27 protein-coding genes and 1 riboswitch are annotated in these 26,001 nt (G+C 62.7%); of the genes, 10 read left to right on the forward strand and 17 right to left on the reverse strand.

Translation table 11 applies throughout. The features are described 5' to 3' along the window. Positions 1-73 precede the first annotated feature (73 nt). Positions 74-592, reverse strand: a complete 519-nt coding sequence (locus VXM67_RS24100) for an Hcp family type VI secretion system effector (protein WP_023381485.1) — start codon at positions 590-592, stop codon at positions 74-76. A gap of 631 nt (positions 593-1,223) precedes the next feature. Here VXM67_RS24100 and VXM67_RS24105 point away from each other — a divergent pair. The 5 genes from VXM67_RS24105 to VXM67_RS24125 all read left to right on the forward strand — a co-directional run bounded on the left by VXM67_RS24105 (position 1,224) and on the right by VXM67_RS24125 (position 5,469). Further along, positions 1,224-1,430, forward strand: coding sequence for a co-regulatory protein PtrA N-terminal domain-containing protein (locus VXM67_RS24105; RefSeq protein ID WP_023382568.1), 207 nt, complete (start codon positions 1,224-1,226; stop codon positions 1,428-1,430). Between the two features lie 181 nt (positions 1,431-1,611). Next, a complete protein-coding gene (locus VXM67_RS24110) occupies positions 1,612-3,357 on the forward strand; it encodes a copper resistance system multicopper oxidase (protein ID WP_104881197.1) in 1,746 nt (581 codons plus the stop codon). Positions 3,358-3,371: 14 nt separating this feature from the next. Continuing rightward, positions 3,372-3,689, forward strand: a complete 318-nt coding sequence (locus VXM67_RS24115; protein ID WP_238346509.1) for a hypothetical protein — start codon at positions 3,372-3,374, stop codon at positions 3,687-3,689. Beyond that, positions 3,679-4,686 (forward strand): copper resistance protein B, encoded by a 1,008-nt coding sequence (locus VXM67_RS24120; protein WP_023382571.1) that lies wholly within the window; start codon positions 3,679-3,681, stop codon positions 4,684-4,686. The genes VXM67_RS24115 and VXM67_RS24120 overlap by 11 nt, the downstream gene beginning before the upstream one ends. 9 nt (positions 4,687-4,695) lie before the next feature. Continuing rightward, positions 4,696-5,469 carry a cytochrome c gene (locus VXM67_RS24125; RefSeq protein WP_023382572.1) on the forward strand — a complete coding sequence of 258 codons (774 nt, stop codon included), beginning with the start codon at positions 4,696-4,698 and terminating at the stop codon, positions 5,467-5,469. A gap of 91 nt (positions 5,470-5,560) precedes the next feature. On the opposite strand, the gene gabP is transcribed toward VXM67_RS24125, so the two are convergent. The 5 genes from gabP to glaH all read right to left on the reverse strand — a co-directional run bounded on the left by gabP (position 5,561) and on the right by glaH (position 12,288). Then, on the reverse strand, positions 5,561-6,973 hold the full coding sequence (gene gabP, locus VXM67_RS24130; RefSeq protein WP_023382573.1) for a GABA permease: 1,413 nt from the start codon (positions 6,971-6,973) through the stop codon (positions 5,561-5,563). Positions 6,974-7,156: 183 nt separating this feature from the next. Beyond that, on the reverse strand, positions 7,157-8,434 hold the full coding sequence (gene gabT, locus VXM67_RS24135; RefSeq protein WP_023382574.1) for a 4-aminobutyrate--2-oxoglutarate transaminase: 1,278 nt from the start codon (positions 8,432-8,434) through the stop codon (positions 7,157-7,159). Positions 8,435-8,472: 38 nt separating this feature from the next. Then, positions 8,473-9,921 carry an NADP-dependent succinate-semialdehyde dehydrogenase gene (gene gabD / locus VXM67_RS24140; RefSeq protein WP_104883245.1) on the reverse strand — a complete coding sequence of 483 codons (1,449 nt, stop codon included), beginning with the start codon at positions 9,919-9,921 and terminating at the stop codon, positions 8,473-8,475. 37 nt (positions 9,922-9,958) lie between these two features. Beyond that, positions 9,959-11,209: an L-2-hydroxyglutarate oxidase gene (lhgO, locus tag VXM67_RS24145; RefSeq protein ID WP_041925759.1), complete on the reverse strand. Its 1,251-nt coding sequence runs from the start codon at positions 11,207-11,209 to the stop codon at positions 9,959-9,961. 101 nt (positions 11,210-11,310) lie between these two features. Next, positions 11,311-12,288: a glutarate dioxygenase GlaH gene (gene glaH / locus VXM67_RS24150; RefSeq protein ID WP_027907548.1), complete on the reverse strand. Its 978-nt coding sequence runs from the start codon at positions 12,286-12,288 to the stop codon at positions 11,311-11,313. 182 nt (positions 12,289-12,470) lie between these two features. Between glaH and csiR the strand changes: the two genes are divergently transcribed. Continuing rightward, positions 12,471-13,154, forward strand: a complete 684-nt coding sequence (gene csiR / locus VXM67_RS24155) for a DNA-binding transcriptional regulator CsiR (protein ID WP_104881194.1) — start codon at positions 12,471-12,473, stop codon at positions 13,152-13,154. 83 nt (positions 13,155-13,237) lie between these two features. Here csiR and VXM67_RS24160 read toward each other — a convergent pair whose 3' ends face one another. Continuing rightward, a complete protein-coding gene (locus tag VXM67_RS24160; protein WP_104883244.1) occupies positions 13,238-14,443 on the reverse strand; it encodes an RtcB family protein in 1,206 nt (401 codons plus the stop codon). 93 nt (positions 14,444-14,536) lie between these two features. Then, positions 14,537-14,678: riboswitch (FMN riboswitch) on the forward strand. A gap of 80 nt (positions 14,679-14,758) precedes the next feature. Between VXM67_RS24160 and ribB the strand changes: the two genes are divergently transcribed. The 4 genes from ribB to dxs all read left to right on the forward strand — a co-directional run bounded on the left by ribB (position 14,759) and on the right by dxs (position 18,865). Then, a complete protein-coding gene (gene ribB / locus VXM67_RS24165; RefSeq protein WP_104883243.1) occupies positions 14,759-15,409 on the forward strand; it encodes a 3,4-dihydroxy-2-butanone-4-phosphate synthase in 651 nt (216 codons plus the stop codon). 265 nt (positions 15,410-15,674) lie between these two features. Continuing rightward, entirely contained in the window at positions 15,675-15,917 is a 243-nt protein-coding gene (locus VXM67_RS24170; protein ID WP_011531978.1) for an exodeoxyribonuclease VII small subunit, read from the forward strand. Then, the gene (gene ispA / locus VXM67_RS24175) at positions 15,914-16,801 is read left to right on the forward strand and encodes a (2E,6E)-farnesyl diphosphate synthase (RefSeq protein WP_023382581.1); all 888 of its coding nucleotides are present in this window, start codon (positions 15,914-15,916) and stop codon (positions 16,799-16,801) included. Before VXM67_RS24170 ends, ispA begins: the two co-directional genes overlap by 4 nt. A 168-nt stretch (positions 16,802-16,969) precedes the next feature. After that, positions 16,970-18,865, forward strand: a complete 1,896-nt coding sequence (gene dxs, locus VXM67_RS24180) for a 1-deoxy-D-xylulose-5-phosphate synthase (RefSeq protein WP_023382582.1) — start codon at positions 16,970-16,972, stop codon at positions 18,863-18,865. Positions 18,866-18,890: 25 nt separating this feature from the next. Here dxs and VXM67_RS24185 read toward each other — a convergent pair whose 3' ends face one another. The 10 genes from VXM67_RS24185 to VXM67_RS24230 form a co-directional block, all read right to left on the reverse strand. Then, positions 18,891-19,697 carry a cobalamin-binding protein gene (locus tag VXM67_RS24185; protein ID WP_367237423.1) on the reverse strand — a complete coding sequence of 269 codons (807 nt, stop codon included), beginning with the start codon at positions 19,695-19,697 and terminating at the stop codon, positions 18,891-18,893. Beyond that, complete coding sequence (locus tag VXM67_RS24190) at positions 19,697-20,116, reverse strand: hypothetical protein (RefSeq protein ID WP_027907544.1); 420 nt, start codon at positions 20,114-20,116, stop codon at positions 19,697-19,699. Before VXM67_RS24190 ends, VXM67_RS24185 begins: the two co-directional genes overlap by 1 nt. Next, complete coding sequence (gene ribA / locus VXM67_RS24195; RefSeq protein WP_023382585.1) at positions 20,113-20,730, reverse strand: GTP cyclohydrolase II; 618 nt, start codon at positions 20,728-20,730, stop codon at positions 20,113-20,115. The genes VXM67_RS24190 and ribA overlap by 4 nt, the downstream gene beginning before the upstream one ends. 152 nt (positions 20,731-20,882) lie before the next feature. After that, complete coding sequence (locus VXM67_RS24200; RefSeq protein WP_023382586.1) at positions 20,883-21,632, reverse strand: ABC transporter substrate-binding protein; 750 nt, start codon at positions 21,630-21,632, stop codon at positions 20,883-20,885. A 14-nt stretch (positions 21,633-21,646) separates the two neighbouring features. Further along, positions 21,647-22,150 carry a phosphatidylglycerophosphatase A gene (locus tag VXM67_RS24205; protein WP_023382587.1) on the reverse strand — a complete coding sequence of 168 codons (504 nt, stop codon included), beginning with the start codon at positions 22,148-22,150 and terminating at the stop codon, positions 21,647-21,649. After that, complete coding sequence (thiL, locus tag VXM67_RS24210) at positions 22,147-23,109, reverse strand: thiamine-phosphate kinase (RefSeq protein ID WP_023382588.1); 963 nt, start codon at positions 23,107-23,109, stop codon at positions 22,147-22,149. Before thiL ends, VXM67_RS24205 begins: the two co-directional genes overlap by 4 nt. 18 nt (positions 23,110-23,127) lie before the next feature. Then, entirely contained in the window at positions 23,128-23,628 is a 501-nt protein-coding gene (nusB, locus tag VXM67_RS24215; RefSeq protein ID WP_023382589.1) for a transcription antitermination factor NusB, read from the reverse strand. Next, positions 23,625-24,101, reverse strand: coding sequence for a 6,7-dimethyl-8-ribityllumazine synthase (gene ribE / locus VXM67_RS24220; RefSeq protein ID WP_008092356.1), 477 nt, complete (start codon positions 24,099-24,101; stop codon positions 23,625-23,627). The genes nusB and ribE overlap by 4 nt, the downstream gene beginning before the upstream one ends. Before the next feature lie 91 nt (positions 24,102-24,192). Next, on the reverse strand, positions 24,193-25,284 hold the full coding sequence (gene ribBA / locus VXM67_RS24225) for a bifunctional 3,4-dihydroxy-2-butanone-4-phosphate synthase/GTP cyclohydrolase II (RefSeq protein ID WP_023382590.1): 1,092 nt from the start codon (positions 25,282-25,284) through the stop codon (positions 24,193-24,195). An 18-nt stretch (positions 25,285-25,302) separates the two neighbouring features. Continuing rightward, positions 25,303-25,968 carry a riboflavin synthase gene (locus VXM67_RS24230; RefSeq protein ID WP_003255399.1) on the reverse strand — a complete coding sequence of 222 codons (666 nt, stop codon included), beginning with the start codon at positions 25,966-25,968 and terminating at the stop codon, positions 25,303-25,305. Positions 25,969-26,001 lie beyond the last annotated feature (33 nt).

The following is a 26,001-nucleotide window of genomic DNA, read 5'->3' on the forward strand; positions in this document are numbered from 1 at the left end:
TCCTTTAGGAAAACGTAGTGAAAACGACCGCAGCCCGCCGCGCGAACGCGGCAGGCAGCGGTGTGATCCAGGTTTAGCCTGCGACCGGAACGCGCCAGTCGTCGGAACCGGAAGTCCCGGAGACCTCGTGGGTCCAGGTGATCTTGCGGTAGGTGAAGTACACGTCTTCCAGGTGGGTGAAGTGGGCGTTGGCCGGGTCCTGGCAGTTGTGCATGTAGTCCTTCATGTCGACGATGATCGCGTCTTCCAGGACGGTGGTGTAGTAGTGCTCCTGGGTGCCGGCGGCCGAGGTGCGGTACCACTTGATCTCGACCTTGGTCATGCGCTCGCCGGAGGTCAGGGCCGCCAGCAGCAGTGGCGAGGCCTTGTCGAAGACCTTGGTGATCTTCACCGGTTTGTGCACGCGCTGGCCGGTCGGTTGGCCGGACTGCGGATCACGGGGGATGATCACCTGGTGGTCGAAGCCCTGGACCATCACCTGGTCTTCGTGGCCTTCCTGGTAGGTGTTGCCCACCGAATCGGCGGTGAACGCGCCAGCGGTGATCAGGCCTTGTTTTTCGCCGGTGACGGACATGTACGCGGGTGTTGCCATGGTGCTGCTCTCCTTGCTGTGGATAAGTGCCTTTTTCGGCAGCTAATTGCCGGTCAATCGGGTCTTGATATGACAAAAGTCGTGCCAACTTGAGGAAAAGCCTTATAGATCAAGGCCTGCAGCGATCCACGCTGAAAATCGGGGAGCTTTTTCGGAAAAAACCACGGGAAAAGTGCGCAACTTCTTGCGCAGTGGTGTGCAAAAAGTTGCGCAGTTGCCTGTACGCCATATTTCTCAAGGCCTACAGGAATGTATGCACAGGCTTATCCACATTTGAGTGCGCAACTTCTTGCGCAGTTGACTAAAAAGTCAGGAGAGTGCGCCGAAGCTGTAAAAAACATCGCAAAGTGCAGCACGCCGGCCACAAACTTAAGCTCGGGTTGCCATGGACTGGCTGTAGGCAAACACGAGGTAGGCGACCCAGCTACTGCTTGGTGGGGTACTGTCAGGAAGTGCCGGATGATGGCCTTTCCGAACCACCGCTGCGTGCGCTTCAAACTGGCAGCCAAGCCACCCTGCAAAAGCTGACGCAAACGTCATGCGCCACTCAGTTTCCTGACAGGCTCAGGTCCCTAAATTGCCTCTGGACAGAGCGCCGATCGGCGCCAACGAAAAACCAGAGGGAACACCCATGAACAGCGTCAAGGCAGTTGTGATGGCAGCAACCTTCGGCATGGCAAACCTGGCCCATGCAGAAGGCGGTGGGGACCGCACCTTCATGAGGATGGAAGCCGCTCGGCAATCCTCCCAGCAGGCTTATCAGCTTACCCAGGAGAACAATGACCAGACACCCGTCGCCGCTCAGCAAGACCAGCACACAGGGCACAAGCACTGCTGAAGCAAGCTTACAGAAATGTAATCACCCTCGAACCCGAACTATGGCAGTTTCAAGTGACCTCCTCCGGCAAATCGGGTGCTTCGTCGAAAACCTGCGAAGCTTGCGAGGACCGAACTGAAACCGAGGGCTGCGACATTCGGCGGCCTGGATATCAGCTATTTCTCTGACTGGACGCAACGGCATGCAAAGCAAAACCACACGACGATCCTTCGTCAAAGGCCTGGCTGCTACCGGACTACTGGGCGGGTTGGGCATGTGGCGCGCGCCGGTGTGGGCGGTGACCAGCCCTGGCCAGCCCAATGTGCTGACAGGCACAGAATTTGACCTTTACATCGGTGAGCTGCCGGTCAATATCACCGGCGCCCCGCGCACCGCCATGGCAATCAACGGTTCTCTGCCAGGCCCCACGCTCCGTTGGCGCGAAGGCGATACCGTCACGCTTCGGGTGCGCAACCGTTTGAAGCAGGACACGTCCATCCACTGGCACGGCATCATCCTGCCGGCGAACATGGACGGTGTCCCAGGCCTGAGTTTCCATGGCATCGCCCCTGATGGCATGTACGAGTACAGGTTCAAGGTCCATCAGAACGGCACCTACTGGTACCACAGCCATTCTGGCTTCCAGGAGCAGGTCGGGGTGTATGGCGCACTGGTCATCGATGCGAAAGAGCCCGAGCCGTTCAGTTATGACCGGGACTATGTGGTGATGCTCAGCGACTGGACGGACGAAGACCCTGCCCGGGTGCTCTCCAAGCTCAAGAAGCAGTCTGACTACTACAACTTCCACAAGCGAACGGTGGGTGATTTCGTCAACGACGTCGGCGAGATGGGCTGGTCCGCCGCGGTCGCTGACCGCAAGATGTGGGCCGAGATGAAGATGAGCCCCACCGATCTTGCCGACGTCAGCGGGTACACCTACACCTACCTCATGAATGGCCAGGCGCCAGACGGAAACTGGACCGGCGTTTTCAAGCCCGGTGAGAAAATCCGGCTGCGCTTCATCAACGGCTCGGCCATGACGTACTTCGATGTGCGCATTCCTGGCCTGAAGATGACCGTGGTCGCGGCGGATGGGCAACATGTCAATCCCGTTTCGGTCGACGAGTTCCGTATCGCCGTTGCTGAAACCTACGATGTCATCGTTGAGCCACAGGATGAACAGGCATACACCATTTTCGCTCAATCCATGGATCGCTCGGGGTACTCCAGGGGCACCTTGGCTATCCGCGAAGGCTTGCAAGCACCGGTTCCAGCCGTCGACCCTCGCCCCGTCATCTCCATGGGTGACATGGGCATGGACCACGGCAGCATGGCGGGGATGAATCACGGCAGCATGGCCGGCATGGACCACGGCGACATGGCCGGTATGGATCACGGCAACATGGCAGATACCGGTGGGGCCATGCAAAGCCATCCCGCCTCAGAGACCAACAACCCGTTGGTCGACATGCAGACGATGACTCCAACCGCAAAGCTGAGCGACCCGGGGGTTGGGCTGCGCGACAACGGCCGTCGGGTTCTGACCTACTCGGATCTGCGAAGCACCTTCATCGATCCGGACGGTCGGGAACCTGGCCGAACCATCGAACTGCATCTGACCGGCCACATGGAGAAGTTCGCCTGGTCCTTCGACGGCATCAAGTTCTCCGATGCCGCCCCCCTGCGCCTGAAGTACGGCGAGCGCCTTCGCATCACCCTGGTCAACGACACCATGATGACCCACCCCATCCACCTTCATGGCATGTGGAGCGACCTGGAGGATGAGCACGGCAACTTTATGGTTCGAAAACACACGATTGACATGCCCCCCGGCTCGAAACGGAGTTATCGCGTGACCGCAGATGCCCTGGGACGCTGGGCCTATCACTGTCACCTGCTGTTCCACATGGAAATGGGCATGTTCCGAGAAGTCCGCGTGGACGAATGAACTGGAGATCCGAAATGAGCAAACCCCTGAAACGAAACACCTTTGTCCTTTGCGCTGCGATGGCGGGCCTGTTCACCGTTTATGCCCCATCGTCGTGGTCGAGCGACACCCATGAACAACATACCCAGACGTCTGCCGATTACGCGAAGGCCAAGGGCGCTCAAGGCATGGATCACGGCGCCATGAAAGGTATGGATCATGGCTCGATGCAGGGCATGGATCACGATGCGATGAAAGGCATGGATCATGGCTCGATGCAGGGCATGGATCACAGCAAAATGATGCAATCGCATGGCAGCGACGACGCTAAGGCAGGGAAAGATGACCAGTAGCCTGGCGCGACCCTCGCTGCTGGCCCTGACCGTTTCGCTTGGCGTGCTGGGCGTTGCGCCCAGCTTCGCCGCTGAAGAGGTGGACCACTCGGCGATGGATCATTCGTCCATGGGGCACGACTCGATGCCAGGCATGGACCACAGCCAGATGGGCGCAAGCGAGCCTCGGAAAAAAACCGCGCCCGCCGATCACAGCAAGATGGATCATACGAGCATGCAGGGGATGGACCATGGCGCCATGGATCACTCAACGATGAACCACGGTTCCGCGGCGCCTGCCACTACCAGCCGTACCCCGATTCCCGTACTCACGGATGCAGACCGCCAGGCGGCGTTCCCGCCGTTGGGCGGACATCGGATGCACGACAGCGCAATCAACAGCTTCTTCTTGCTGGACCAACTCGAGTACCAGGATGCTGACGAAGGCAGCGCGCTGGCCTGGGATGCTACTGGATGGATAGGCGGTGATATCAACCGGCTCTGGATACGCTCCGAGGGTGAACGGACCAACGGTGTCACCGAAGATGCCGAACTACAGCTGCTCTACGGCCGCTCGGTCAGCCCTTGGTGGGATGTGGTTGCCGGGGTTCGCCAGGACTTCAAGCCGCAATCTCCTCAGACCTGGGCTGCGTTCGGCATCCAGGGCATGGCACTGTACGGTTTCGAAGCCGAAGCCACTGCATTCCTCGGCGAAAACGGCCAGACCGCCGCCCGCCTGGAAGGCGACTACGACATACTCCTGACCAATCGCCTGATCCTGCAGCCAACCGCTGAAGTCAATTTCTACGGCAAGAACGATCCTGAGCGTGGTGTGGGTTCCGGTCTTGCCAATACCGAAGTCGGCGTGCGGCTGCGGTATGAAATCGTTCGCCAGTTCGCACCTTACATAGGCGTCACCTGGAACCGCTCCTATGGCAAAACCGCCGACTTCATCCGTGATGAAGGTGGGGATGTGGATGAAGCACGTTTCGTCGCCGGCATCCGCATGTGGTTTTGAGAGCCAGACATGAAAAGAACGATAACAACGCTGGTTGCAGCAGGCGCCGTCACCAGCGCGAGCGTTCTGGCAGCCGCGTACTTTGGCGTGGTGAACGTCGCGGCCGATGATCCTCACTTCCCGGCAGTACATGCCTTTCTGGCCATGGTTCGGGATCGTTCCATCGAGGTGCGCGCCAGGGATATCGAGGTACCAGACCTCAAGGACGAAAACCTGATTCGCATGGGCGCTGGTAACTACAACGCCATGTGCATCGGTTGCCATCTTGCCCCCGGCGTTGAGAAGACAGAGCTCAGCCAGGCGCTGTACCCCTCTCCTCCCGACCTGACCAAACTTGGGGTCAGCGGTGATCCCGCTGTCGCGTTCTGGACCATCAAACACGGCATCAAGGCCACAGGCATGCCAGCTTGGGGCAAGAGCATGGGTGACCCGTACATCTGGGGAATTGTCGCCTTCCTCGATCAGCTACCCCGAATGAACGCCCAGCAGTACAACGCGATGGTCGCGATCAGCGGCGGCCACCAGCACGGGGGTGGCGAAAGCGAAATGCACAATCATGAAGGCCAACACGGCGACAACGTGCCAGGTCGCTACGAAGAGGCAGCCTCGGGAAGTGGCCACCATGACAAGGGGCAATCCAAGGCGCATCATCCGGCTTCGCCAAGCGCACCCACCGCGCCTGGCCATCACGGGCATGGCGAGGCCGACAGCGCCCAACACTCGAAGCCGGCTCCGAAGTCGCATTTTCACCGCGATGGAAAGGAGCACACCCATGAGCACTGAAAGTCATCGGCATCGCCATGGCATGCCCAGGGGCTGAGAAAGTTTACCGTGAATATCCCCCTCGACGCGCGCACCTCGAGGGGGAGCTCCATCAACCAGCGACCCCGCTTCCGGAGCTCGTCAGCGGGTTGGCGCCGCCCTGCTCCACACGCCGGCGACGTCGTGTCACCAGCAGGCCCGAGCACACCACCAGTATCGCCAGCGCCATGGTCGATACCACTTCGAGCCGGTGGTCGGGGCGCAGCAACATCAGCACCAGCACGGCGCTGATGAACAAGATCACACCCCATGTCAGCCAAGGGAACAGCCACATCCTGTAGCTCAGGGTCTTACCTTCGGCGATCAGGCGTTTACGCAGGCGCAGCTGGGAAATGGCAATCACCAGATAGACCAGCAGAGCAATCGCACCCGAGCTGGCCATGAGGAAACCGAACACCTTCGAGGGCACCAGGTAGTTGGCGATCACCGTCAGGAACGCGGCACCGGTAGACAGCATTACGGCATAGATCGGCGTACCGCTGCGGGCGGTCACCTGGGCACAAGCGGGCGCATCGCCCCGGCGGCTCAGCGAATAGAGCATGCGCGAAGCGGTGTACAGCGAGGAGTTCAGGCAACTGGTCACCGAGGTCAGCACCACGAAGTCGATGATGGCCTTGGCATGGGGCACGTTGAGAATATTCAGCACCGCCACATAGGACCCTTCGCTCGCCAGCCTTGGATCGTTCCACGGCACCAGCGCCACGACGATGAAGATCGACAGGATGTAGAACAACGTGATCCGCCAGATCACCGAGTTGGTGGCCTTGGAGATCTGCTTGCCAGCGGCATCGGACTCCGCCGCGGCAATGGTCACCACCTCGGCACCGAGGAACGAGAACATAGTGATCAGCATCGCGCTGAGCACTGCACCAAAGCCGTTGGGCATGAAGCCGCCGTTATCCCACAAGCGTGAAACCCCGCTCACGCCGGTGCTGGGGAACAGGCCAAGGATGGCGCAGGCACCGAGGATGATGAAGCCGACGATAGCGGCCACCTTCACCAACGCCAACCAGAACTCGAACTCGCCGTAGTGCTTGACGCTGAACAGGTTGGTGGCGGTCAGCAGCAAGGTGATGACCAACGACAGCACCCAGATTTCCATCTGCGGCACATACGTGTTGATGATGGTTGCGGCGATATTGGCTTCGATGGGAATGATCAGCACCCAGAACCACCAGTAGAGCCAGCCGATGGTATAGCCCGCCCACTTGCCGATGGCCTGGTCGGCATAGGTGGAGAACGAACCGGTGTCTGGCGACGCGACGGCCATTTCCGCCAGCATGCGCATCACCAGCACGACCAGCACGCCGGCGAAGATGTAAGCAAGGATGGTGGCCGGGCCGGCCTCTGCAATGGCCCGTCCTGAACCTACGAACAAGCCGGCGCCAATGACACCGGCAATGGAAAGCATGGTCACATGACGGGACTTGAGCCCGTGACTGAGATTGTTCTTATCGTTCTGCATGGCATTACCTTTGTTCTTGTACTGCCTCTGAGGGCATTTTCGGTGTCCGCGCTCACCAGCATCGGACGAAAAAGCCCGCCCTGTCCGAGAGGGTGAGTCGGACAGATGCGGGTGAGCACAGACCAGGGTGACGCTGACTCAAGAAAGCGCCGACGGCCGTCGAGCGACCGTCAGGCATGAGTGTCAGGCGAGCTCGTCGAAGCACTCGCCGATCAAGGCCAGACCGCGCTGCAAGTCCGCGTCGCTGACGGTCAGCGGAACCAAAATGCGCAAGACGTTGTAATAGGTGCCGCACGACAGCAGGATCAGCCCTTTGTCACGGGCCTTGGCCACCACCTTGGCGGTCAGATCGGCCGCAGGCTTGCTCAGGTCACCGCCCTCGAACAACTCTACGGCGACCATGGCACCCAGGTTGCGCACATCCACCAGGCTGTTGTGACGCTCGCCGATGGCGCGCAGGCCGCTGGTGAGGATTTCACCGACCGCCTGGGCCCGCTCCAGCAGTTTCTCGTCGTCGAAGGCTTCCAGCACGGCCAGGGCAGCGGCGCAGGAGACTGGGCTACCGGCGTAGGTCCCGCCCAGGCCACCGGGAGCCACCGCATCCATGATCTCGGCACGGCCGCACACACCAGCCAGCGGGAAACCACCGGCGATGGACTTGGCGAAGGTGGTCAGGTCGGCGGCGACGCCCAGTTGCTCCATGGCGAAGAAGGTACCGGTACGACCAGCACCGGTCTGCACTTCGTCGGCGATCAGCACGATGCCGTGCTCGTCGCACAGGGCGCGCAGACGGGCCAGGAAGTCTTTCGGCGCGACGTTGAAACCACCTTCGCCCTGGACCGGTTCGAGAATGATCGCGGCGATGTCAGTCGGCGCGGCGTCGTTCTTGAAGATGCGTTCGACGCTGGCGATGGCGTCATCGCTGCTCACGCCATGCACCGCGTTCGGGTACTGGGCACGGTAAATGCCACCTGGCATCAGGCCCATGCCCGCAGAGTAAGGCACGACCTTGCCGGTCAGGCTCAGGGTGTAGTGCGTACGCCCATGGTAGGCGCCGGTGAAGGCGATCACACCCTGGCGCCCAGTGGCGGCACGGGCGATCTTGATGGCGTTCTCCACCGCTTCGGCGCCGGTGGTCACCAGCAAGGTCTTTTTCTCGAAGTCGCCCGGCACGCGCTGGTTGATCTTCTCGGCCAGGGCCACGTAGGGCTCGTAGCCAAAGACGTGGAAGCAGGTGTGGGTCAGCTTGGCCAGCTGCGCCTGGACGGCTGCCATGACTTTCGGGTGCAGGTGGCCGGTATTGAGCACCGCGATACCGCCGGCGAAGTCCAGGTACTCTCGGCCCTCGACGTCCCACACGGTGGCGTTCTCGGCACGCTCGGCGTAGATCTGGTGGATTTGCCCGACGCCACGTGGAATGGCGGCCAGGCGGCGTTGTTGCAGGCTCTGGTTGGTGTTCATGTTCGCTCCGTTCAAGACTCGATCAACGACGGTCGTGGTTACACGCCGATGCACAGGTATTTGATTTCCAGGTAGTCATCGATGCCGTACTTGGACCCTTCGCGGCCCAGGCCAGAGGCTTTAACACCGCCGAATGGCGCGACTTCGTTGGAGATGATCCCGGTGTTGATACCGACGATGCCGTACTCCAGCGCCTCGCCCACACGGAACACCCGGCTCAGGTCGCGGGCATAGAAATAGGCCGCCAGGCCGTATTCTGTGTCGTTGGACATGGCGATGACTTCGTCTTCGTCCTTGAAGCGGAACAGCGGCGCCAGCGGGCCGAAGGTCTCTTCCTTGGCCACGGCAGCATGCTGGGGCACGTCGACCAGAATGGTCGGCTCGAAGAAGGTGCCGCCCAGCGAATGCGGTTTGCCACCCGCCACCACACGGGCGCCCTTGGCAACGGCATCCTCGATGTGCTCCTGGACCTTGGCCACGGCCTTGGCGTCGATCAGCGGGCCGGTGGTGATGCCGGCTTCCAGGCCGTTGCCGATGTTCAGGCGCGCGACTGCCGCCTTGAGCTTGTCGACGAAGGCGTCGTAGACGCCGTCCTGCACATACAGGCGGTTGGCGCAAACGCAGGTCTGGCCGTTGTTGCGGTACTTGGAAACCAGGGCACCTTCGACGGCTGCATCCAGATCGGCATCGTCGAACACGATGAACGGGGCATTGCCGCCCAGTTCCAGGGACACTTTCTTGATGTCCTTGGCGCATTCGGCCATCAGTTGGCGACCGATTTCGGTAGAGCCGGTGAAGGTCAGCTTGCGTACGATCGGGTTGTGAGTGAGTTCGCCGCCCACTTCACCGGCACTGCCGGTGACCACGCTGAGTACCCCCTTGGGAATGCCGGCACGCTCGGCCAACTCAGCCAGGGCCAGGGCCGAGTACGGCGTCTGCGAAGCAGGCTTGAGCACCATGGTGCAGCCGGCGGCCAACGCCGGCCCGGCCTTGCGGGTGATCATCGCCGAGGGGAAGTTCCACGGGGTGATCGCCGCGGTGACGCCAATCGGCTGCTTGATCACCATCAGGCGCTTGTCTGGCTGGTGGCCGGGGATCATGTCGCCATAGACACGCTTGGCTTCTTCGCCGAACCACTCCAGGAACGAAGCGGCATAGGCGATTTCGCCTCGGGACTCGACCAGCGGCTTGCCCTGCTCGAGGGTCATCAGGCGCGCCAGGTCTTCCTGGTTCTGCATCATCAGTTCGAACCAGCGGCGCAGGCGATTGGCGCGGTCCTTGGCAGTCAGGGCGCGCCAGGCCGGCAAGGCCCGTTCGGCGGCTTCGATGGCGCGGCGGGTCTCGGCAGCGCCCATCTTCGGCACATGGCCGATCAGTTCGCCGGTGGCCGGGTTGTTCACCCTGAGGGTCTGGCCGCTGTCGGCATCGACCCAGGCGCCATCGATGTAGGCCTGCTGGCGGAACAGGCTGGAGTCTTGCAATTGCACGCTAGTCTTCCTCTGCTGGGATGGCGGTGGCGGCACTTCAGCCGGCGGCCCGCTGCGGGTTATCGGGGATACGGGCCGTCAGCCGGGTGCCGGTGGCGGCGAGCTGTTCGCGTACCTTGTCGACGATGTGCGCGCCAATCGGGATCGCCGACGTGGCCGCTGGCGACGGGGCGTTGCACACGTTCACGCTGCGTCGGGTGTTGACGAACAGGAAGTCATCGATGAGCTTGCCGTCGCGGGATACCGCCTGGGCGCGGACACCCGCCGGATAGTCGGTCAGGTCGGCCTTGGTGATGCTTGGGCAGTACTTCTGCACCTGCTTGAGGTAGCCGCCCTTGAACAGCGAGTTCTTCAGCTCGATCAGCCCCGGACGCAGGTTCTTCGCCAGCACCTTGAGAATGCCTGGCGTGGTGAGCGTCTCGAACAGGTCGGGCAGCGAGATATCGGACTTGCGATAGCCCTCGCGCTTGGTGGCCAGCACCGCGTTGGGGCCGACGGTGACGGTGCCGTCGATCATCCGGGTCAGATGGACGCCGAGAAATGGCATCGACGGGTCCGGGATCGGGTAGATCAGGTGGTTGACGATCTGGTTGTGCTGCTTGGGCAGCAGGTAGTACTCGCCACGGAACGGGCAGATGATGAAGCTGGGTTCGATGCCCAGCATGCGCACCACACGGTCGGCCATCAGCCCGGAACAGGTAATGAGGAAGCGCCCACGGAACTCGTCGGCCCCCGCACGCACCACGACCTGGTCGGCATGTTCCTGGAGGCCCTGTACCTGCGCGCTGTAGCGGATCTCGCCGCCTGCCGCCTGGAACTCGCGGGCCATCGCGGCAGTGACTTCGGCATAGCTGACGATGCCGCTGGAGGGCACGAAGATACCGCCGATGCCGACGATATTCGGTTCACGTTCACGCAGTTCGGCCGCCGACAGCCACGAGCGTTCCAGGCCATTGGCAGCGGTACGCTCCCACAATGCCTTCATGCGCTCCATTTCCAGGGCATTGGTGGCCACCAGCAACTTGCCGCACTCGTCGTAGCGGATGGCGTGCTTGTCGCAGAAGGCCTTGGTGGCTTTGTTGCCCTCCAGGCAGAAACGTGCCTTGAGGCTGCCGGGGGTGTAGTACACACCGGCATGGATCACGCCACTGTTATGGCCAGTCTGGTGACGGGCAGGCCCGGACTCTTTCTCCAGCAGGAGCATCTTGGCGTCCGGGTAGAGCTGAATCAGCTGCATGGCTGTGGACATGCCCACGATACCGCCGCCGATGATGATGAAATCGTACACAGCCATTACCTCTTTACCGGTGGCGCGCGGCGCCAGCCGGTGGTTTTGTTTCGGGCACGACGAAGGGCCGCCCCCTGGGCAGCCCTGCAGCGTTGGAAGGGTTACTGGCCGCGCTGGTACAGCGGCTTTTCGTAGCTGATGTAGCCTCGCTGGCGCATCAGCTCACGGCGCAGGCCGTCATGCGGCGTGAAGCGGTCGCGGCCGTGCAGCCAGAACAGGTTGTTGATCAGCAGGAAGCTGCCGACCGGCACTGGCACCGACAGCTTGCGCTCGCTGCCTTCCAGCGACTCGGAAAGCGCATTCAGCCAGATGCCTTCCTCGAAGTTTTCGGGCTGCACGAACTGGTCGATGTAGCGCATGGTCGGGCGGCCCACGGCGTCGGTGTCGAACACGGCGTGGAACACGTCCTCGCTGACCTTCTTGCTGGGCGGCGCGGTCCAGCGCATTTCGCGGCGAGCCATAGGGTGACGGAAGAACGACTCGCACTGCTCCCAATCATCCAGGTGCAGCAGCAGCGAGTTGCCGCCTTCCATGTTCTTTTCATCGATCTTGAGCATCAGCACGTAATCGGTGATCTGGTTCACGAAGGTGCCGTCGTTGTGCAATTCCATCACCCGGTGCGGCTGGCGCAGGTAGCTGTCGGAGTTGTCCGTGTTGACCACCACGAAGCGGGCATAGAACTGACCGCTCATGGCGTCGTAGTTGGAACGACCCACCAGGTGCGCGCAGGCGGTGGTGAACTTGACCATGTCCTCGGCCTGGCTCACATCGTCCAGCCCCTGCGGTGTGATCAGCATGCCACCGGTGGCACGGTCGAGCAGGCCGTTCAGCAAGACCGGGCGCAGGGTGCCTTCGCACAGCTCATCGAGAATCTGGCCAACGCGAAAACGCAGGAAGGACTTGTACTCCAGCGCCTGCACGGGCCATTCGGCCACGGCCTTGACGAACGCTTCCACCGTTTCGCGGGCAAACACCACTTCCAGCAGGCGTGGCGACTGTTCGGACGGTTTGACGGAGAAGCCCCGGGTTTCCAGAGGCATCGGCAGCACGGGTTCCTCGATCTTGGTGAAGGCGTTCATGGCGGTTTCCTGGCAGAGAGGTTCGAAGACAGTGCCCGGATCAGGTGGGCACGGCAAAAATATCGCCACAAAAGCAAAATGTCTACATTTTTATAAAACGATAACAAAACGCTCGTTTGTCCATTGTTTCTATCTGAAAAGACGTTTCGGTATGATTTGCAAAACGTTTTGAGGACAGCACCTTGGAAGCACACGCCCCACGGCAGAACTCGGCCTTCAGTGGGTATGAGTGGCTCAAGCAAGACATCATCCGCGGCCTGTTCAAACCGGGCGAAAAGCTGCTGATGAGCACGCTCAAGGAGCGCTACGACCTGGGCGTCGGCCCACTGCGCGAGGCCCTGTCGCAATTGGTGGCGGAAAAGCTGGTGGTTGCCATCAGCCAGAAGGGCTACCGGGTGGCGCCGATGTCGCTGGACGAGATGGAAGATATCTACGATGCCCGCGCCAACCTCGAAGCCATGATCGTTGGGCTGGCCATCGAGCGTGGCGATGACGCCTGGGAGGCTTCGGTGCTGGCGCAGTCGCATACCCTGGCCAAGGTCATGGAAGTGAAGACCCGTGAACAGCGTCTGGACGTCTGGGACCAGCGCCACAAGGCGTTCCATACCGCCATCGCGTCAGGCTGTGGCTCGAAGCACCTGCTGCAGGCGCGCACCTACCTGTTCGACCAGGCCGAACGTTACCGTCATCTGTGGCTGACCCATACGGTGTTTTCCGAGGAGGCTCTGGAAACCAAGCGCCAGGAGCACGCGGCACTGGTCGAGGCGATTCTCGCCCGTGATGCCGCCCGTGCCAGCACGATGATGCATGCGCACTTGATGACCCCGGTGCCAATCATCGCCCAGATCATGCGCGAGCAAGGCTGAGGAAGAAGCGACGCCCGGGCATCGCCCCTAGACGCCGCGTCGGTCCGCAGCGTGGCCTGAAGCTGCGTTTGGGGCCGGTGTCGTCACCCTTTCACGCACACCACCTGACGCAAAGTGTGCACCACCTCCACCAGCTCCCGCTGGGCCAGCATCACCGCGTCGATGTCCTTGTAGGCCATGGGGATCTCATCGATCACCTCCTTGTCCTTGCGGCACTCCACGTGCGCGGTCGCTCGCCGCTGGTCTTCGACGCTGAAACGACGCTTGGCCTGGGTGCGGCTCATGACCCGCCCAGCACCGTGGCTACAGGAACAGAACGACTCCTCATTGCCCAGGCCACGTACGATGAAACTCTTGGCGCCCATCGAGCCGGGGATGATGCCCAACTGCCCCTTCTGCGCCGAAACCGCCCCCTTGCGCGTCACCAGCACCTCGCGGCCGAAATGGTGTTCGCGCTGCACATAGTTGTGGTGACAGTTGACGGCTTCCAGGCGGGCCTCGAAGGGCCGCCCCAATACCTGCCGTGCGGCGGCGACCACTGCGTGCATCATCAATTCGCGATTGCGCCGGGCGTAGTCCTGGGCCCACTCGACCGCCTCGACGTAATCGGCAAAATGCCGGCTCCCCTCCTCGAAGTAGGCCAGGTCCTTGTCCGGCAGATTGGCCAGGTGCTGACGCATGTCGGCCTGGGCCAGTTCGATGAACAGGTTGCCGATGGCATTACCGACGCCGCGTGAACCGCTGTGCAGCATGAACCAGACCTGGTCGGCCTCGTCCAGGCACACCTCGATGAAATGATTGCCGCCGCCCAGCGTCCCCAGGTGATGGCGGTTGTTGGTCTTCTCCAGGCGAGGGTACTTGTCGGTGATCGCCTTGAAGCGACCTGCCAACCCACGCCACTGCTGGTCCGCAGAAGTGGGAACATCATCCCAGGCGCCTTGGTCGCGACGACCGAAGGTCTTGCCGTGGGGCACCGCTTTCTCGATGGCGCTGCGCAGACCGTGCAGGTTGTCCGGCAGGTCCCGGGCGTGCAGCGAGGTACGGGCAGCGATCATGCCGCAGCCGATATCCACACCTACCGCAGCCGGGATGATCGCACCGACGGTTGGAATCACACTGCCAATGGTCGAGCCTTTGCCCAGGTGCACATCGGGCATCACCGCCAGATGCTTGAAAATGAACGGCATCTTCGCCGTGTTCAGCAATTGCTGGCGGGCTTCGTCTTCAACCGGCACGCCGTCGGTCCACACCTTGATCGGCTTGCCGCCAGCGACTTGGAGAATGTCCATGATGTCGTTTTCCAAAAGACCCTGGCCGCATGATACCGCCGAAGGTCGTAGCCTGCCGGGTTGCCAGCGGGGTGGCACGGTGCTGTATGCTTGGGCGGTCTTCAGGGCGGGGTGAAAGTCCCCACCGGCGGTAAATCGAAAGATGAGCCCGCGAGCGCCCCGGCCATGCCGGGGGTCAGCAGATCTGGTGCGACTCCAGAGCCGACGGTCATAGTCCGGATGAAAGAAGGCGTCAGGCAGGGGCCGTTCGGGCGCCCCCGTGCACGCGTTTTGTTCGCCCCGAGACGTTCATCGATCATTCACGAGGAGCGTTTCATGTCCCCTATGCTGCAACAGCAATTCCCCAACGTATCCGCCGCCATCGCTGCCTTCCAGGCCGGTCGCCCCGTTTTGCTGCTTGACGATGACGACCGCGAGGACGAAGCCGACATCGTCGCCGCTGCCGAGAACCTGTCGTTACAGACCATGGCCATGATGATTCGCGACTGCAGCGGCATCGTCTGCCTGTGCCTGGACGAAACTACCGTCGACGCCCTGCAGCTGGCACCGATGGTGCAGAACAACCAGGCACGCCACGGTACCGGTTTCACCGTCAGCATCGAAGCCGCCGAAGGCGTGAGCACCGGGGTTTCGGCCCAGGACCGCATCACCACCATCGAAGCGTGCTTGCGCTCGAGCGCCGAACAGCGCCACATCGTCAGCCCCGGCCATGTGTTCCCGCTGCGTGCACGCAATGGCGGGGTGCTGACCCGCCGTGGGCACACCGAAGGCTCGGTGGACCTTGCGCGTCTGGCCGGGTTGCGCCCGGCAGCAGTGCTGTGCGAGCTGATGAACCCTGATGGCAGCATGGCCAGGGGCGAACAGGTGGCGGTGTATGCGCGGCAATACAATCTACCCGTGCTGACTATTGAAGAGCTGGCGCGGTACCGCGAGGCGATGCTGGTGCGGGAAGCGGAAATGGTGTGATTGCCTGCAGGCGCTCGCCTTGAGCGCAGTGGCGCAGCGGATCGCGAGCTAGGCTCGCTCCTACCGGTTGGGTTACCCCCTCCCTGGGCTGAATCAACCGTAGGGGCGAGCCTTGCTCGCGATGCGCCGCGCACGCGGCGCTCGATTTCACAGACACCACAGAAATCATGCCTACCCCAAAGAACCTGGCCCGCCACACAAGTTTGCTCCCCCCGCCCTGCTCTGCTAGTGTCGCGCCGTTCTGAACACCACCGAGACAGTCGCCATGGCCCGCAAAAAAGCCTCCATCGATTTCGAACAATCCCTCGCAGACCTGCAAGCGCTGGTCGAGCGCCTGGAGAACGGCGAATTGTCGCTGGAAGAGTCGCTGGCCGCCTTTGAACAAGGCATTGCCCTGACCCGTGATTGCCAGGGGGCGCTGGCCCAGGCCGAGCAGAAAGTACAGATCCTCCTGGAGCGGGACGGCGAGCTGGCCGCCCAGCCCTTCGATGCGGAGCCAGAAGCATGATCAGCGCTTACCAGGCCAGCAGCCAGGCCCGTGTCGACGCCGCGCTCGAACCCCTGTTCGAGGCCCCGTCCAAAGAGCTCGAACGCCTCTACGCAGCCATGCGCTATAGCGTCATGAACGGCGGCAAGCGGGTACGCCCACTGCTCGCCTATGCTGCCTGCGAAGCCCTGGGTGCCCCGGCCGAACAAGCCAATGGCGCGGCCTGTGCGGTGGAACTGATCCATGCCTATTCGCTGGTGCACGATGACCTGCCGGCGATGGACGACGATGACCTGCGCCGTGGCCAGCCAACTACCCACAAGGCCTTCGACGAAGCCTGCGCCATCCTTGCGGGCGACGGCCTGCAGAGCCTGGCCTTCAGCGCTCTGCTCGACCCGCGTCTGAGCCCCCAGCCAGACAGCATCCGCCTGGCGATGGTGCAAACCCTGGCCAAGGCAGCCGGGCCGGCTGGCATGGTCGGCGGCCAGGCCATCGACCTGGGGTCGGTGGGCCTGAAGCTTGACCAACAGGCGCTCGAATTCATGCACCGGCACAAGACCGGCGCGTTGATCGAAGCCAGCGTACACCTAGGCGCCCTGGCCAGCGCCCGCGCCGAGCAAGCACAGCTCGATGCCTTGAAAACCTATGCACGAGCCATCGGCCTGGCATTCCAGGTGCAGGACGACATCCTCGACGTGGAAAGCGATACCGCCACCCTCGGCAAACGCCAGGGCGCCGACATAGCCCGTGACAAACCGACCTATCCGGCCTTGCTCGGCCTGGACGCGGCCAAGGCCTACGCGCTGGAGCTGCGTGACCAGGCGCTGGCCGCGCTCGATGGTTTTGGCGAGAACGCCGAGCCACTCCGGGCGCTGGCACGCTATATCGTCGAGCGCCGCCATTGATCGGGGCCGCTTCGCGGTCCATCACCGGCACGTTTCACCGCAGCATTCGTAGGCGCCGGCTTGCCGGCGATGGGCTGTAAAGCAGCCCGAAGCGACCCCGACCCAATGGGCAGCTTTTCCCACAATGGGGTAAACTGCCGCGTCTTCACACCTATAACGACTCGCCTGATGCCCACGACGTTTCAAGAGATCCCCCGCGAACGCCCGGTCACGCCGTTGCTCGACCGCGCTGACACGCCTGCTGGCCTGCGCCGGTTGGCCGAAGCCGACCTGGAGACCCTGGCCGACGAGTTGCGCCAGGAGCTTCTGTACACCGTTGGTCAGACCGGTGGGCATTTTGGCGCCGGTCTGGGCGTCATCGAACTGACGATTGCCCTGCACTACGTCTTCGATACCCCGGATGACCGCCTGGTGTGGGACGTCGGCCACCAGGCCTACCCGCACAAGATTCTCACCGGCCGTCGCAACCGCATGCTGACGCTGCGCCAGAAAGATGGCATCGCCGCCTTCCCGCGCCGCAGCGAGAGCGAATACGACACCTTCGGCGTCGGCCACTCCAGCACCTCGATCAGCGCCGCCCTGGGCATGGCCATTGCCGCACGCCTGCAGAACGACCCACGCAAGTCGATCGCGGTGATCGGCGACGGCGCACTGACTGCCGGCATGGCCTTCGAAGCGTTGAACCACGCCCAGGAAGTCGACGCCGACATGCTGGTGATCCTCAACGACAACGACATGTCGATCTCGCGCAATGTCGGCGGCCTGTCCAACTACCTGGCCAAGATCCTCTCCAGCCGCACCTATTCGAGCATGCGCGAAGGCAGCAAGAAGGTGCTGTCGCGCCTCCCAGGCGCCTGGGAAATCGCCCGCCGCACCGAGGAATACGCCAAGGGCATGCTGGCCCCCGGCACCCTCTTCGAGGAATTGGGTTGGAACTACATCGGCCCGATCGACGGCCATGACCTGCCGACCATGATCGCCACCCTGCGCAACATGCGTGACCTCAAGGGTCCACAGTTCCTGCACGTGGTGACCAAGAAAGGCAAAGGCTTCGCCCCTGCCGAAGCCGACCCGATCGGCTACCACGCCATCACCAAGCTGGAACCGGCCGACAAGCCGGCCGCACCGAAGAAAGCCAGCGGCCCGAAATACTCCGCGGTGTTCGGCCAGTGGCTGTGCGACATGGCCGCCGCCGACAATCGCCTGGTAGGCATCACCCCAGCGATGAAGGAAGGCTCGGACCTGGTCGCCTTCAGCGAACGCTACCCGGAGCGCTACTTCGACGTAGCCATCGCCGAGCAGCATGCCGTCACCCTGGCGGCGGGCATGGCCTGCGAAGGCGCCAAACCGGTCGTTGCCATCTACTCGACCTTCCTGCAGCGCGCCTACGACCAGTTGATTCACGATGTCGCCGTGCAGAACCTCGACGTACTGTTCGCCATCGACCGCGCCGGCCTGGTCGGCGAAGACGGCCCCACCCACGCAGGCAGCTACGACCTTTCGTACCTGCGCTGCATCCCCGGCATCGTGGTGATGACCCCAAGCGACGAGAACGAGCTGCGCAAGATGCTCAGCACAGGCCATCACTACAACGGCCCGGCTGCCGTGCGCTACCCGCGTGGCACAGGACCGAACGCACCGATCAGCGGCGATCTCGAGCCCCTGGAAATTGGTAAGGGCGTGGTTCGCCGCCAGGGCGAGAACGTCGCACTGCTGGTATTCGGCGTGCAGTTGGCCGAAGCCCTGCAAGTGGCCGAGCAGATCAACGCGACTGTGGTCGACATGCGCTTCGTCAAACCCCTGGACGAAGCCTTGGTCCGCACGCTGGCTGACAGCCATGAACTGCTGGTGACCATTGAGGAAAACGCCATCATGGGCGGGGCCGGTGCTGCCGTGGGCGAGTTCCTCGCTCGCGAGGGCGTGGTGAAGCCGCTGCTGCACCTTGGCCTGCCCGACCTCTATGTCGAGCACGCCAAGCCCGCCCAAATGCTGGCCGAGTGCGGCTTGGATGCTGCCGGCATCGCAGCGTCGGTCAAAGCGCGGATGAACAAGCTCGGCCTGTAAAGCGCGTCGCTCCGAGCGCCAGGTTTCAATCTGGCGCTCGGGCCTCCAGCAGTGCACACAGACGCTTGGTGGCGTCGATCATCTGCCCGCTGGGCCGCTCCAGGCCCTTGTCCGGCACTACCAGCAAGCGCTTCCCCGCCACGGCACGCAGTCGCGGCCAGGCTTTCCAACGGGCCAATTGTGCCCAATCGCCGGCCAGAATCACCTGAGGATCACGTTGAAGCACCGCTTCCACGCTTATCTGCGGAGCAGGCAGGTTAATATCGTCGAACACGTTCCGGGCCCCGCATACGGCCAATGCGTCACTGATGATCTGCGTTGCACCCACTGTATAGAGCGGCGTGTCCCACACCTGGTAGAACACGCTTACCGGTTGCTCGCGCCGGTAGCGCTGGCGCAACTGCTGTAAACGATCACGAAGCAGCGCCCCATATCGCAGCCCTTGCTCGCCACGGCCAATACGTTCGGCTATCGCCTCGATCTGCTCGATAAGCTGGTCAAGGCTGTGGGGTTCGGCACTGAAGGTCTCGATGCCCAATCGCTTGAGCTGGGCTTGTTGGGCTGGCGACACGCCTGAGGGCCATACCAGCACCAGGTCGGGCCTGAGGCTGAGCAAACGCTCCATGTCCAGTTGCCCGTGGCGCCCCACCGAGGGCAAGGCACGTAGACCCGCTGGCCGCTCGCCGCCATCCAGTACGCCAACCAGCAGGTCATCGGCCTGCAGTTCGAGCATGATGTCGGTCATCGAGGGTGCCAGGCTGATCACCCGCAGCGGTTCCTGCGCCCGGGCACTGCACGCCAGCAGTGCCAACAGGCAGAGGAAAATGCGCATCAGCCCAACTGACGCGGAATACGGTAGAGGTAGAGCAGCACCACGGTCGACAGCGCCAGGAGCACCTGCGGCACGGCTTCCAGGCCCACCAGTACCGACAGCGCCGCGACCCAGGCAGGAAAACAGGCGTACAGCATGGCCCACCGTCGCACACGGGCCAGCTCGATCCAGGCCGCAGGCTCTTCAGCCGTGCCCAGCGCCTTGGAAGTGGCGATCAGGGCGCGCTTGTAGGCGCCAAAGCGCGGTAGGCTCAGGAACATGGAAGCAGCACCGGCGATGAACAGCGGCATCGCCAGTACCGGGATCAACGCATCGCCGCCGCCGAAGGCCCAGGCCATGACCGGCAGCGGCACGAGGCCCACCGCCAGGTATTGCCACCAGGCCAACGCCAGACGCCGCTTCACCTCGCCACGTGTCACGCCTGAGGCACCTCACCCTGGTGCTTATTGCCCATCATGTGGCCGAGTTTATCGGCCTTGGTCGCCAGGTAAAGACGGTTGTGCGGGTTGTGGCCGGTGTGCAGCGGCACGCGCTCGGCGACCTTGATGTTCATGTCGGTCAACGCCTTGACCTTGCGCGGGTTGTTGGTCATCAGACGCAGCGATTTCACGCCCAAGTGCTCAAGCATCGGCAGACAGATACCGTAGTCGCGCTGGTCGGCGGCGAAGCCCAGACGCTCGTTGGCCTCAACGGTATCGGCGCCGCCATCTTGCAGCTCATAGGCGCGGATCTTGTTGAGCAGGCCAATGCCACGGCCTTCCTGGCGCAGGTACAGCAGCACCCCGCGCCCCTCACGGGCGATAGCTTGAAGTGCGGCCTCCAGTTGCGAGCCGCAATCACAGCGCTGGCTGAACAGGGCATCACCGGTCAGGCACTCGGAGTGCAAGCGCCCCAGCACCGGCTCGCCATCGGCAATGTCACCCAGGCTGAGCACGACGTGCTCTCGGCCAGTGGCTTCATCGAGGAAGCCATGCATGGTGAAGATTGCAAAAGGAGTCGGGAGTTTCGAGGCGGCAACAAAGACGACGGGCACGTTGTGCTCCTGGATAAGTTTGAAATTTCACGTGAGCCGATTGTATCAGCAGGTTGGCGGCTGTGCGCTGGCTGAATATCGTGGCTTAAGATCGAAAAGTTCGATGCTTGAAATGCTCACGGGCGGGTCGCTCTCCAGTGGCGACAGCCGCGCTATTGCGGCTTGCTGTCCGGGGTGAATGGATACGGCTGCTTCCAGTGCTCGAAGATGGGCTTGAGTTCGCCACTTCGCACCAGCTCCGCCATTCGCCTGTCGAATACCCTGATCAGCGCCTTGGCCTCATCGCTGCGGCCAAAGGCCAGGTACAGCGGCAGTTCGGCCACATGGGTACGGCGGAAGCGCTCAGGCTGCGGCGCCTGCTCCAGCACATAGTCCACTTCGGTCAGGGCATCGATGTAGAAATCCACACGGTCGTGCTCGAGCATGGGCAAAATGCCTTCGCGCCGCTGGATCTCGCGGAATCTGCGCACATTTGGCAGGTAGTTGCCGTAGTCGTAGCCACGGACCCAGGCCAGGCGATACTGGCCGACGGTGTCCAGCGTCGGCGTGGGCTTGCTGGTCAAGCCAAGGGCATAGATATGGTCCATATCAAAATGCCAGCTCGGGTACAGGTTGTCGTCGTTCTCCTGCTTGTAGGAGCCGACCCAGGCGTCGGCTGCGCCGCGCTTGACCAGCCCAACCGCCCGGCTGTAGGGCGCACTTTGCACCTGGACCTTGATGCCGGCGGGCTCGAACACCTTGCGCAGTACATCCCATGCCACCCCGGTGCCGTCGGCATTGGTGTAGTCTAGCCACTGCTCGCTCACCAGCCGGATCTGCCTGGGCAATTGTTCGGCCACCGCGTTGCCCGCCCACGTGGCGAGAGTCAGCATCATTGCCAGCAGCATCGTCCTAATGGCCATTCGCGTACTCCCTGTCAGGCCACCACCCACACCAGAACCTGCATGCCCAGCCAGGCGAATACGCCAGCCAGGATATCGTCGAGCATGATCCCCACACCGCCGTGCACATGACGGTCGATCCAGCGGATCGGCCACGGCTTGAGGATGTCGAAGAAGCGGAACATCAAGAACCCCGCCAGCAGCCACTGCCATCCTTCAGGCACCAGCCACAGGGTGATCCACATGCCGACCATCTCATCCCAAACAATGCCCTCATGGTCATGCACACGCAAGTCATTGGCGACTTTGCCGCACAACCAGAAGCCAAACAGCATGGTAATGCCCAGCAGCAGCCAGTAGCCCCAGTCCGGTAGCATTTGCCACAACGGAATGAACGGCAAGGCCACCAGCGAACCCCAGGTACCCGGTGCCTTGGGCAGCGTGCCGGAACCGAAGCCGAAGGCGATGAAGTGCCACGGGTTGCGCCAGACCGATGGCGGAACGAACTCCGCTGGCACCTGGTTGGGGTGGTCGGTCACGGTGTCTCCCTAAAATGTTGATAACCCCGCTGCACGGGGGTGATGTCTCGGCCCTGCGGATCACGCAGCGTCACGCCTTCGCCCTCGAGTACCCGGCCGATGACGTGCACCGCTACACGGCCCTGCAGGGATGAAAGCGCCTCGGGCGGCAAGGTGAACGCCAGCACATAGTCGTCGCCACCGGTAAGCGCCGCTCGCCGCGCTGCGTCCTGGCCAAGGAAGGCCTGCAAAGCAGAAGACATGGGGACCTGCTCCAGGTTCACCTCGATCGCGACACCGGAGGCCTTGGCGATATGCCCGCAATCGGCGAGCAGGCCATCGGAAATGTCCAATGCCGCCGTCGCGTGCCCCCGCAGCAACTGCCCCAGCTCGAGCTGCGGCATCGGCGACCAGTAATGGCCCAGCAACGGCGCTGCCAGCTCGACCGGCGCCACACGCTCGCCCAGTACCAGCGGCAAGGCACCTGCAGCGTTACCCAACGCTGCGCCGACGCACAGCACATCACCCGGCCTTGCGCCACTGCGGCGCAGGGCCTGGCCAGCAGGCACACTACCAAACACGGTCACGGTGATGCTCAAGGGGCCTCGTGTGGTATCGCCGCCGATCAGGCTCATGCCGCAACGATGGGCCATGCGGCTGAGGCCTTCGGCAAACGCCGCGAGCCAATCAGGGCCTACATCGGGCAAGGTCAGGGCAAGGGTGAAGCCGATCGGCTTTGCCCCCATGGCCGCCAGGTCGCTGGCTGCCACCGCCAGCGAACGCTGGCCGAGCAGGCAAGGATCGCAGACAGCGGGAAAATGCACCCCGGCGACCAGCGTGTCGGTGGACACCGCCATTTGCTCGCCTGGGAAAAGGCTAAGCAGTGCGCAGTCGTCGCCAATGCCCAACACCACACCTTCGCCGCCTTGCGCACAGGACGCAGCAGCGAAGAAGCGGTTGATCAGCTCGAACTCACCCATGGCCCGACAGCGCCAGGATCAGCGCTTGTTCGCCTTGACTTCTGCTTCACGCAGGATCGGAGCGAGCTTGTCCAGCACGCCGTTGACGAACTTGTGGCCGTCAGTGGCGCCAAAGACCTTGGCCAGTTCCACGCCTTCGTTGATCACCACGCGGTACGGTACGTCGACGCGCTTGATGAACTCCCAGGTGGACAGGCGCAGCACGGCCAGCTCGACCGGGTCGAGCTCTTCCAGTGCCAGATCCAGGCAAGGTGCCAGGGCGTTGTCGATCTCGCCCTTGATCGCCGGAACCCCGTGCAGGATTTCGCGGAAGTAGGCGCCGTCGACATCGGAGAAATCGTTATCGACCCGGAACTGTGCCTCGATCTCGTTCAGCGAATGCTGAGCCATGTGCCACTGGTACAGGGCCTGGGTCGCGAGCTTGCGGGCTTCGCGGCGCTTGGCGCTCTTCGATGGCTTGCCGGCATCCGCAGGTTTTGGATCGCGCGGGTTGAAACGATCGCTTTCGTCGCTAATCACTTGGCCTCCAACTGCGCCAGCAGGCTGACCATTTCCAGTGCGGACAGGGCAGCTTCAGCACCTTTGTTACCGGCCTTGGTGCCGGAACGCTCGATGGCTTGCTCGATGGAATCGACGGTCAGGACGCCGAAGGCGACCGGTACACCGAACTCCATGGACACCTGGGCCAGGCCCTTGGTGCATTCGCCCGCCACGTATTCGAAGTGCGGGGTACCGCCACGGATCACTGCGCCCAGGGCGATGATCGCGTCGTATTCCCCTTGCTGGGCAACTTTCTGAGCCACCAGCGGGATTTCGAACGCGCCCGGGGCACGGATGATGGTGATGTCGCTTTCGCTGACGCCATGGCGAACCAGGGCATCGACTGCACCGCTTACCAGGCTTTCGACGACGAAGCTGTTGAAGCGGCCAACCACCAAAGCATAGCGACCTTTGGGGGCGATGAAGGTACCTTCGATGGTCTTCAGGGTCATTCCGATGTTCTCATCTTCAAGAGCGAGGCCGCGCGCAGGCGGCCTCGGGAGGGTTTGGACTCGAGCAGAAGGGCGTCAATGCCGCTTCAAGTCACTCGGAGGGCACGTATTCTACAACTTCCAGATCGAATCCGGATATCGCATTGAACTTCATCGGCGAACTCATCAGGCGCATCTTGCGCACGCCCAGATCGCGCAGGATCTGCGAACCGGCCCCCACGGTGCTGTAGGTGGTCGGCGCCTTGGCCGGCACATCGCCTGCACTTTCGCGGATGTGGGCCAGCAGCACATCGCCGTCCAGCGGGTGGCCCAGCAGCAGCACCACGCCACTGCCCGCCTCGGCCACCGCGGCCATGGCCGCACGCAGGCTCCAGCGGCCCGGCTGCTTGACCATCAGCAGGTCGCGCAGCGGATCCATGTTGTGGACCCGCACCAGGGTCGGCTCTTCGGCGCAGATCTTGCCCAGGGTCAGGGCCATGTGCACGTCACCTTCCACCGCGTCGCGGTAGGTGACCAGGTTGAACTGGCCCAGCTCGCTCTCGATTGGCTGCTCGGACACACGCTGCACGGTGCGTTCATGGATCATGCGGTAGTGGATCAGGTCGGCGATGGTGCCGATCTTCAGGCCGTGCTCGGCGGCGAACACTTCCAGCTCGGCGCGACGCGACATGGTGCCGTCGTCGTTCATCACTTCGCAGATCACACCGCTAGGCTCGAAACCGGCCATGCGCGCCAGGTCGCAGGCCGCTTCAGTGTGGCCAGCACGGGCCAGGGTGCCGCCCGGCTGGGCCATCAGCGGGAAGATGTGGCCAGGGCTGACGATGTCTTCGGCCTTGGCGTCCTTGGCGGCGGCAGCCTGCACGGTACGCGCGCGGTCGGCGGCGGAGATGCCGGTGGTGACACCTTCGGCGGCCTCGATCGACACGGTGAACTTGGTGCCGAAGCCCGAGCCGTTGCGCGGCGCCATCAGCGGCAGCTTGAGCGTTTCGCAGCGCTCGCGGGTCATCGGCATGCAGATCAGGCCACGGGCGTGCTTGGCCATGAAGTTGATGTGCTCGGGTTGGCAGCACTCGGCGGCCATGATGATGTCGCCTTCGTTCTCACGGTCTTCGTCGTCCATGAGGATGACCATTTTGCCCTGGCGGATGTCTTCTACCAGTTCTTCGATGCTGTTGAGCGCCACTCGGCACCCCCTTCTCAATCAGGATTTCAAGAAGCCGTTGGCGGCCAGGAAGCTTTCGGTAATGCCACTGCCCTTGCTCGGCTCGGCAGCCTTGTCACCCAGCAGCAGACGCTCCAGGTAACGGGCCAGCAGGTCGACCTCAAGGTTGACCCGACGACCTGCACGGTAGTCGGCCATGATGGTTTCGGACAGGGTGTGCGGGACGATGGTCAGCTCGAATTCGGCGCCATTGACCTCGTTGACCGTCAGGCTGGTGCCGTCGACGGTGATCGAACCCTTGTGGGCGATGTACTTGGCCAGCTCCTTCGGTGCACGCACGCGGAACTGGATAGCGCGGGCGTTATCGCTGCGCGAAATGATCTCGCCGACGCCGTCGACGTGGCCACTGACCAGGTGCCCGCCTAGGCGGGTGGTCGGGGTCAGGGCTTTCTCCAGGTTGACCTTGCTGCCGCTCTTGAGGTCGATGAACGCGGTGCGCTTGAGCGTCTCGACGCTGACGTCGGCCCAGAAACCGTCGCCCGGAAGCTCGACGGCGGTCAGGCACACGCCGTTGACGGCAATGCTGTCACCGAGCTTGACGTCACCCAGGTCGAGCTTGCCGGTCTCGACGTAGACGCGCACGTCGCCGCCTTTCGGGGTCAAGCTGCGGATGGTGCCGATGGATTCGATGATACCGGTGAACATGGGGTCTTCCTCAGGAACGGGTTGCGCAGGGCA

It is taken from the genome of Pseudomonas sp. Rh2 (genome assembly GCF_040762985.1).
Lineage (GTDB): Bacteria > Pseudomonadota > Gammaproteobacteria > Pseudomonadales > Pseudomonadaceae > Aquipseudomonas > Aquipseudomonas taiwanensis.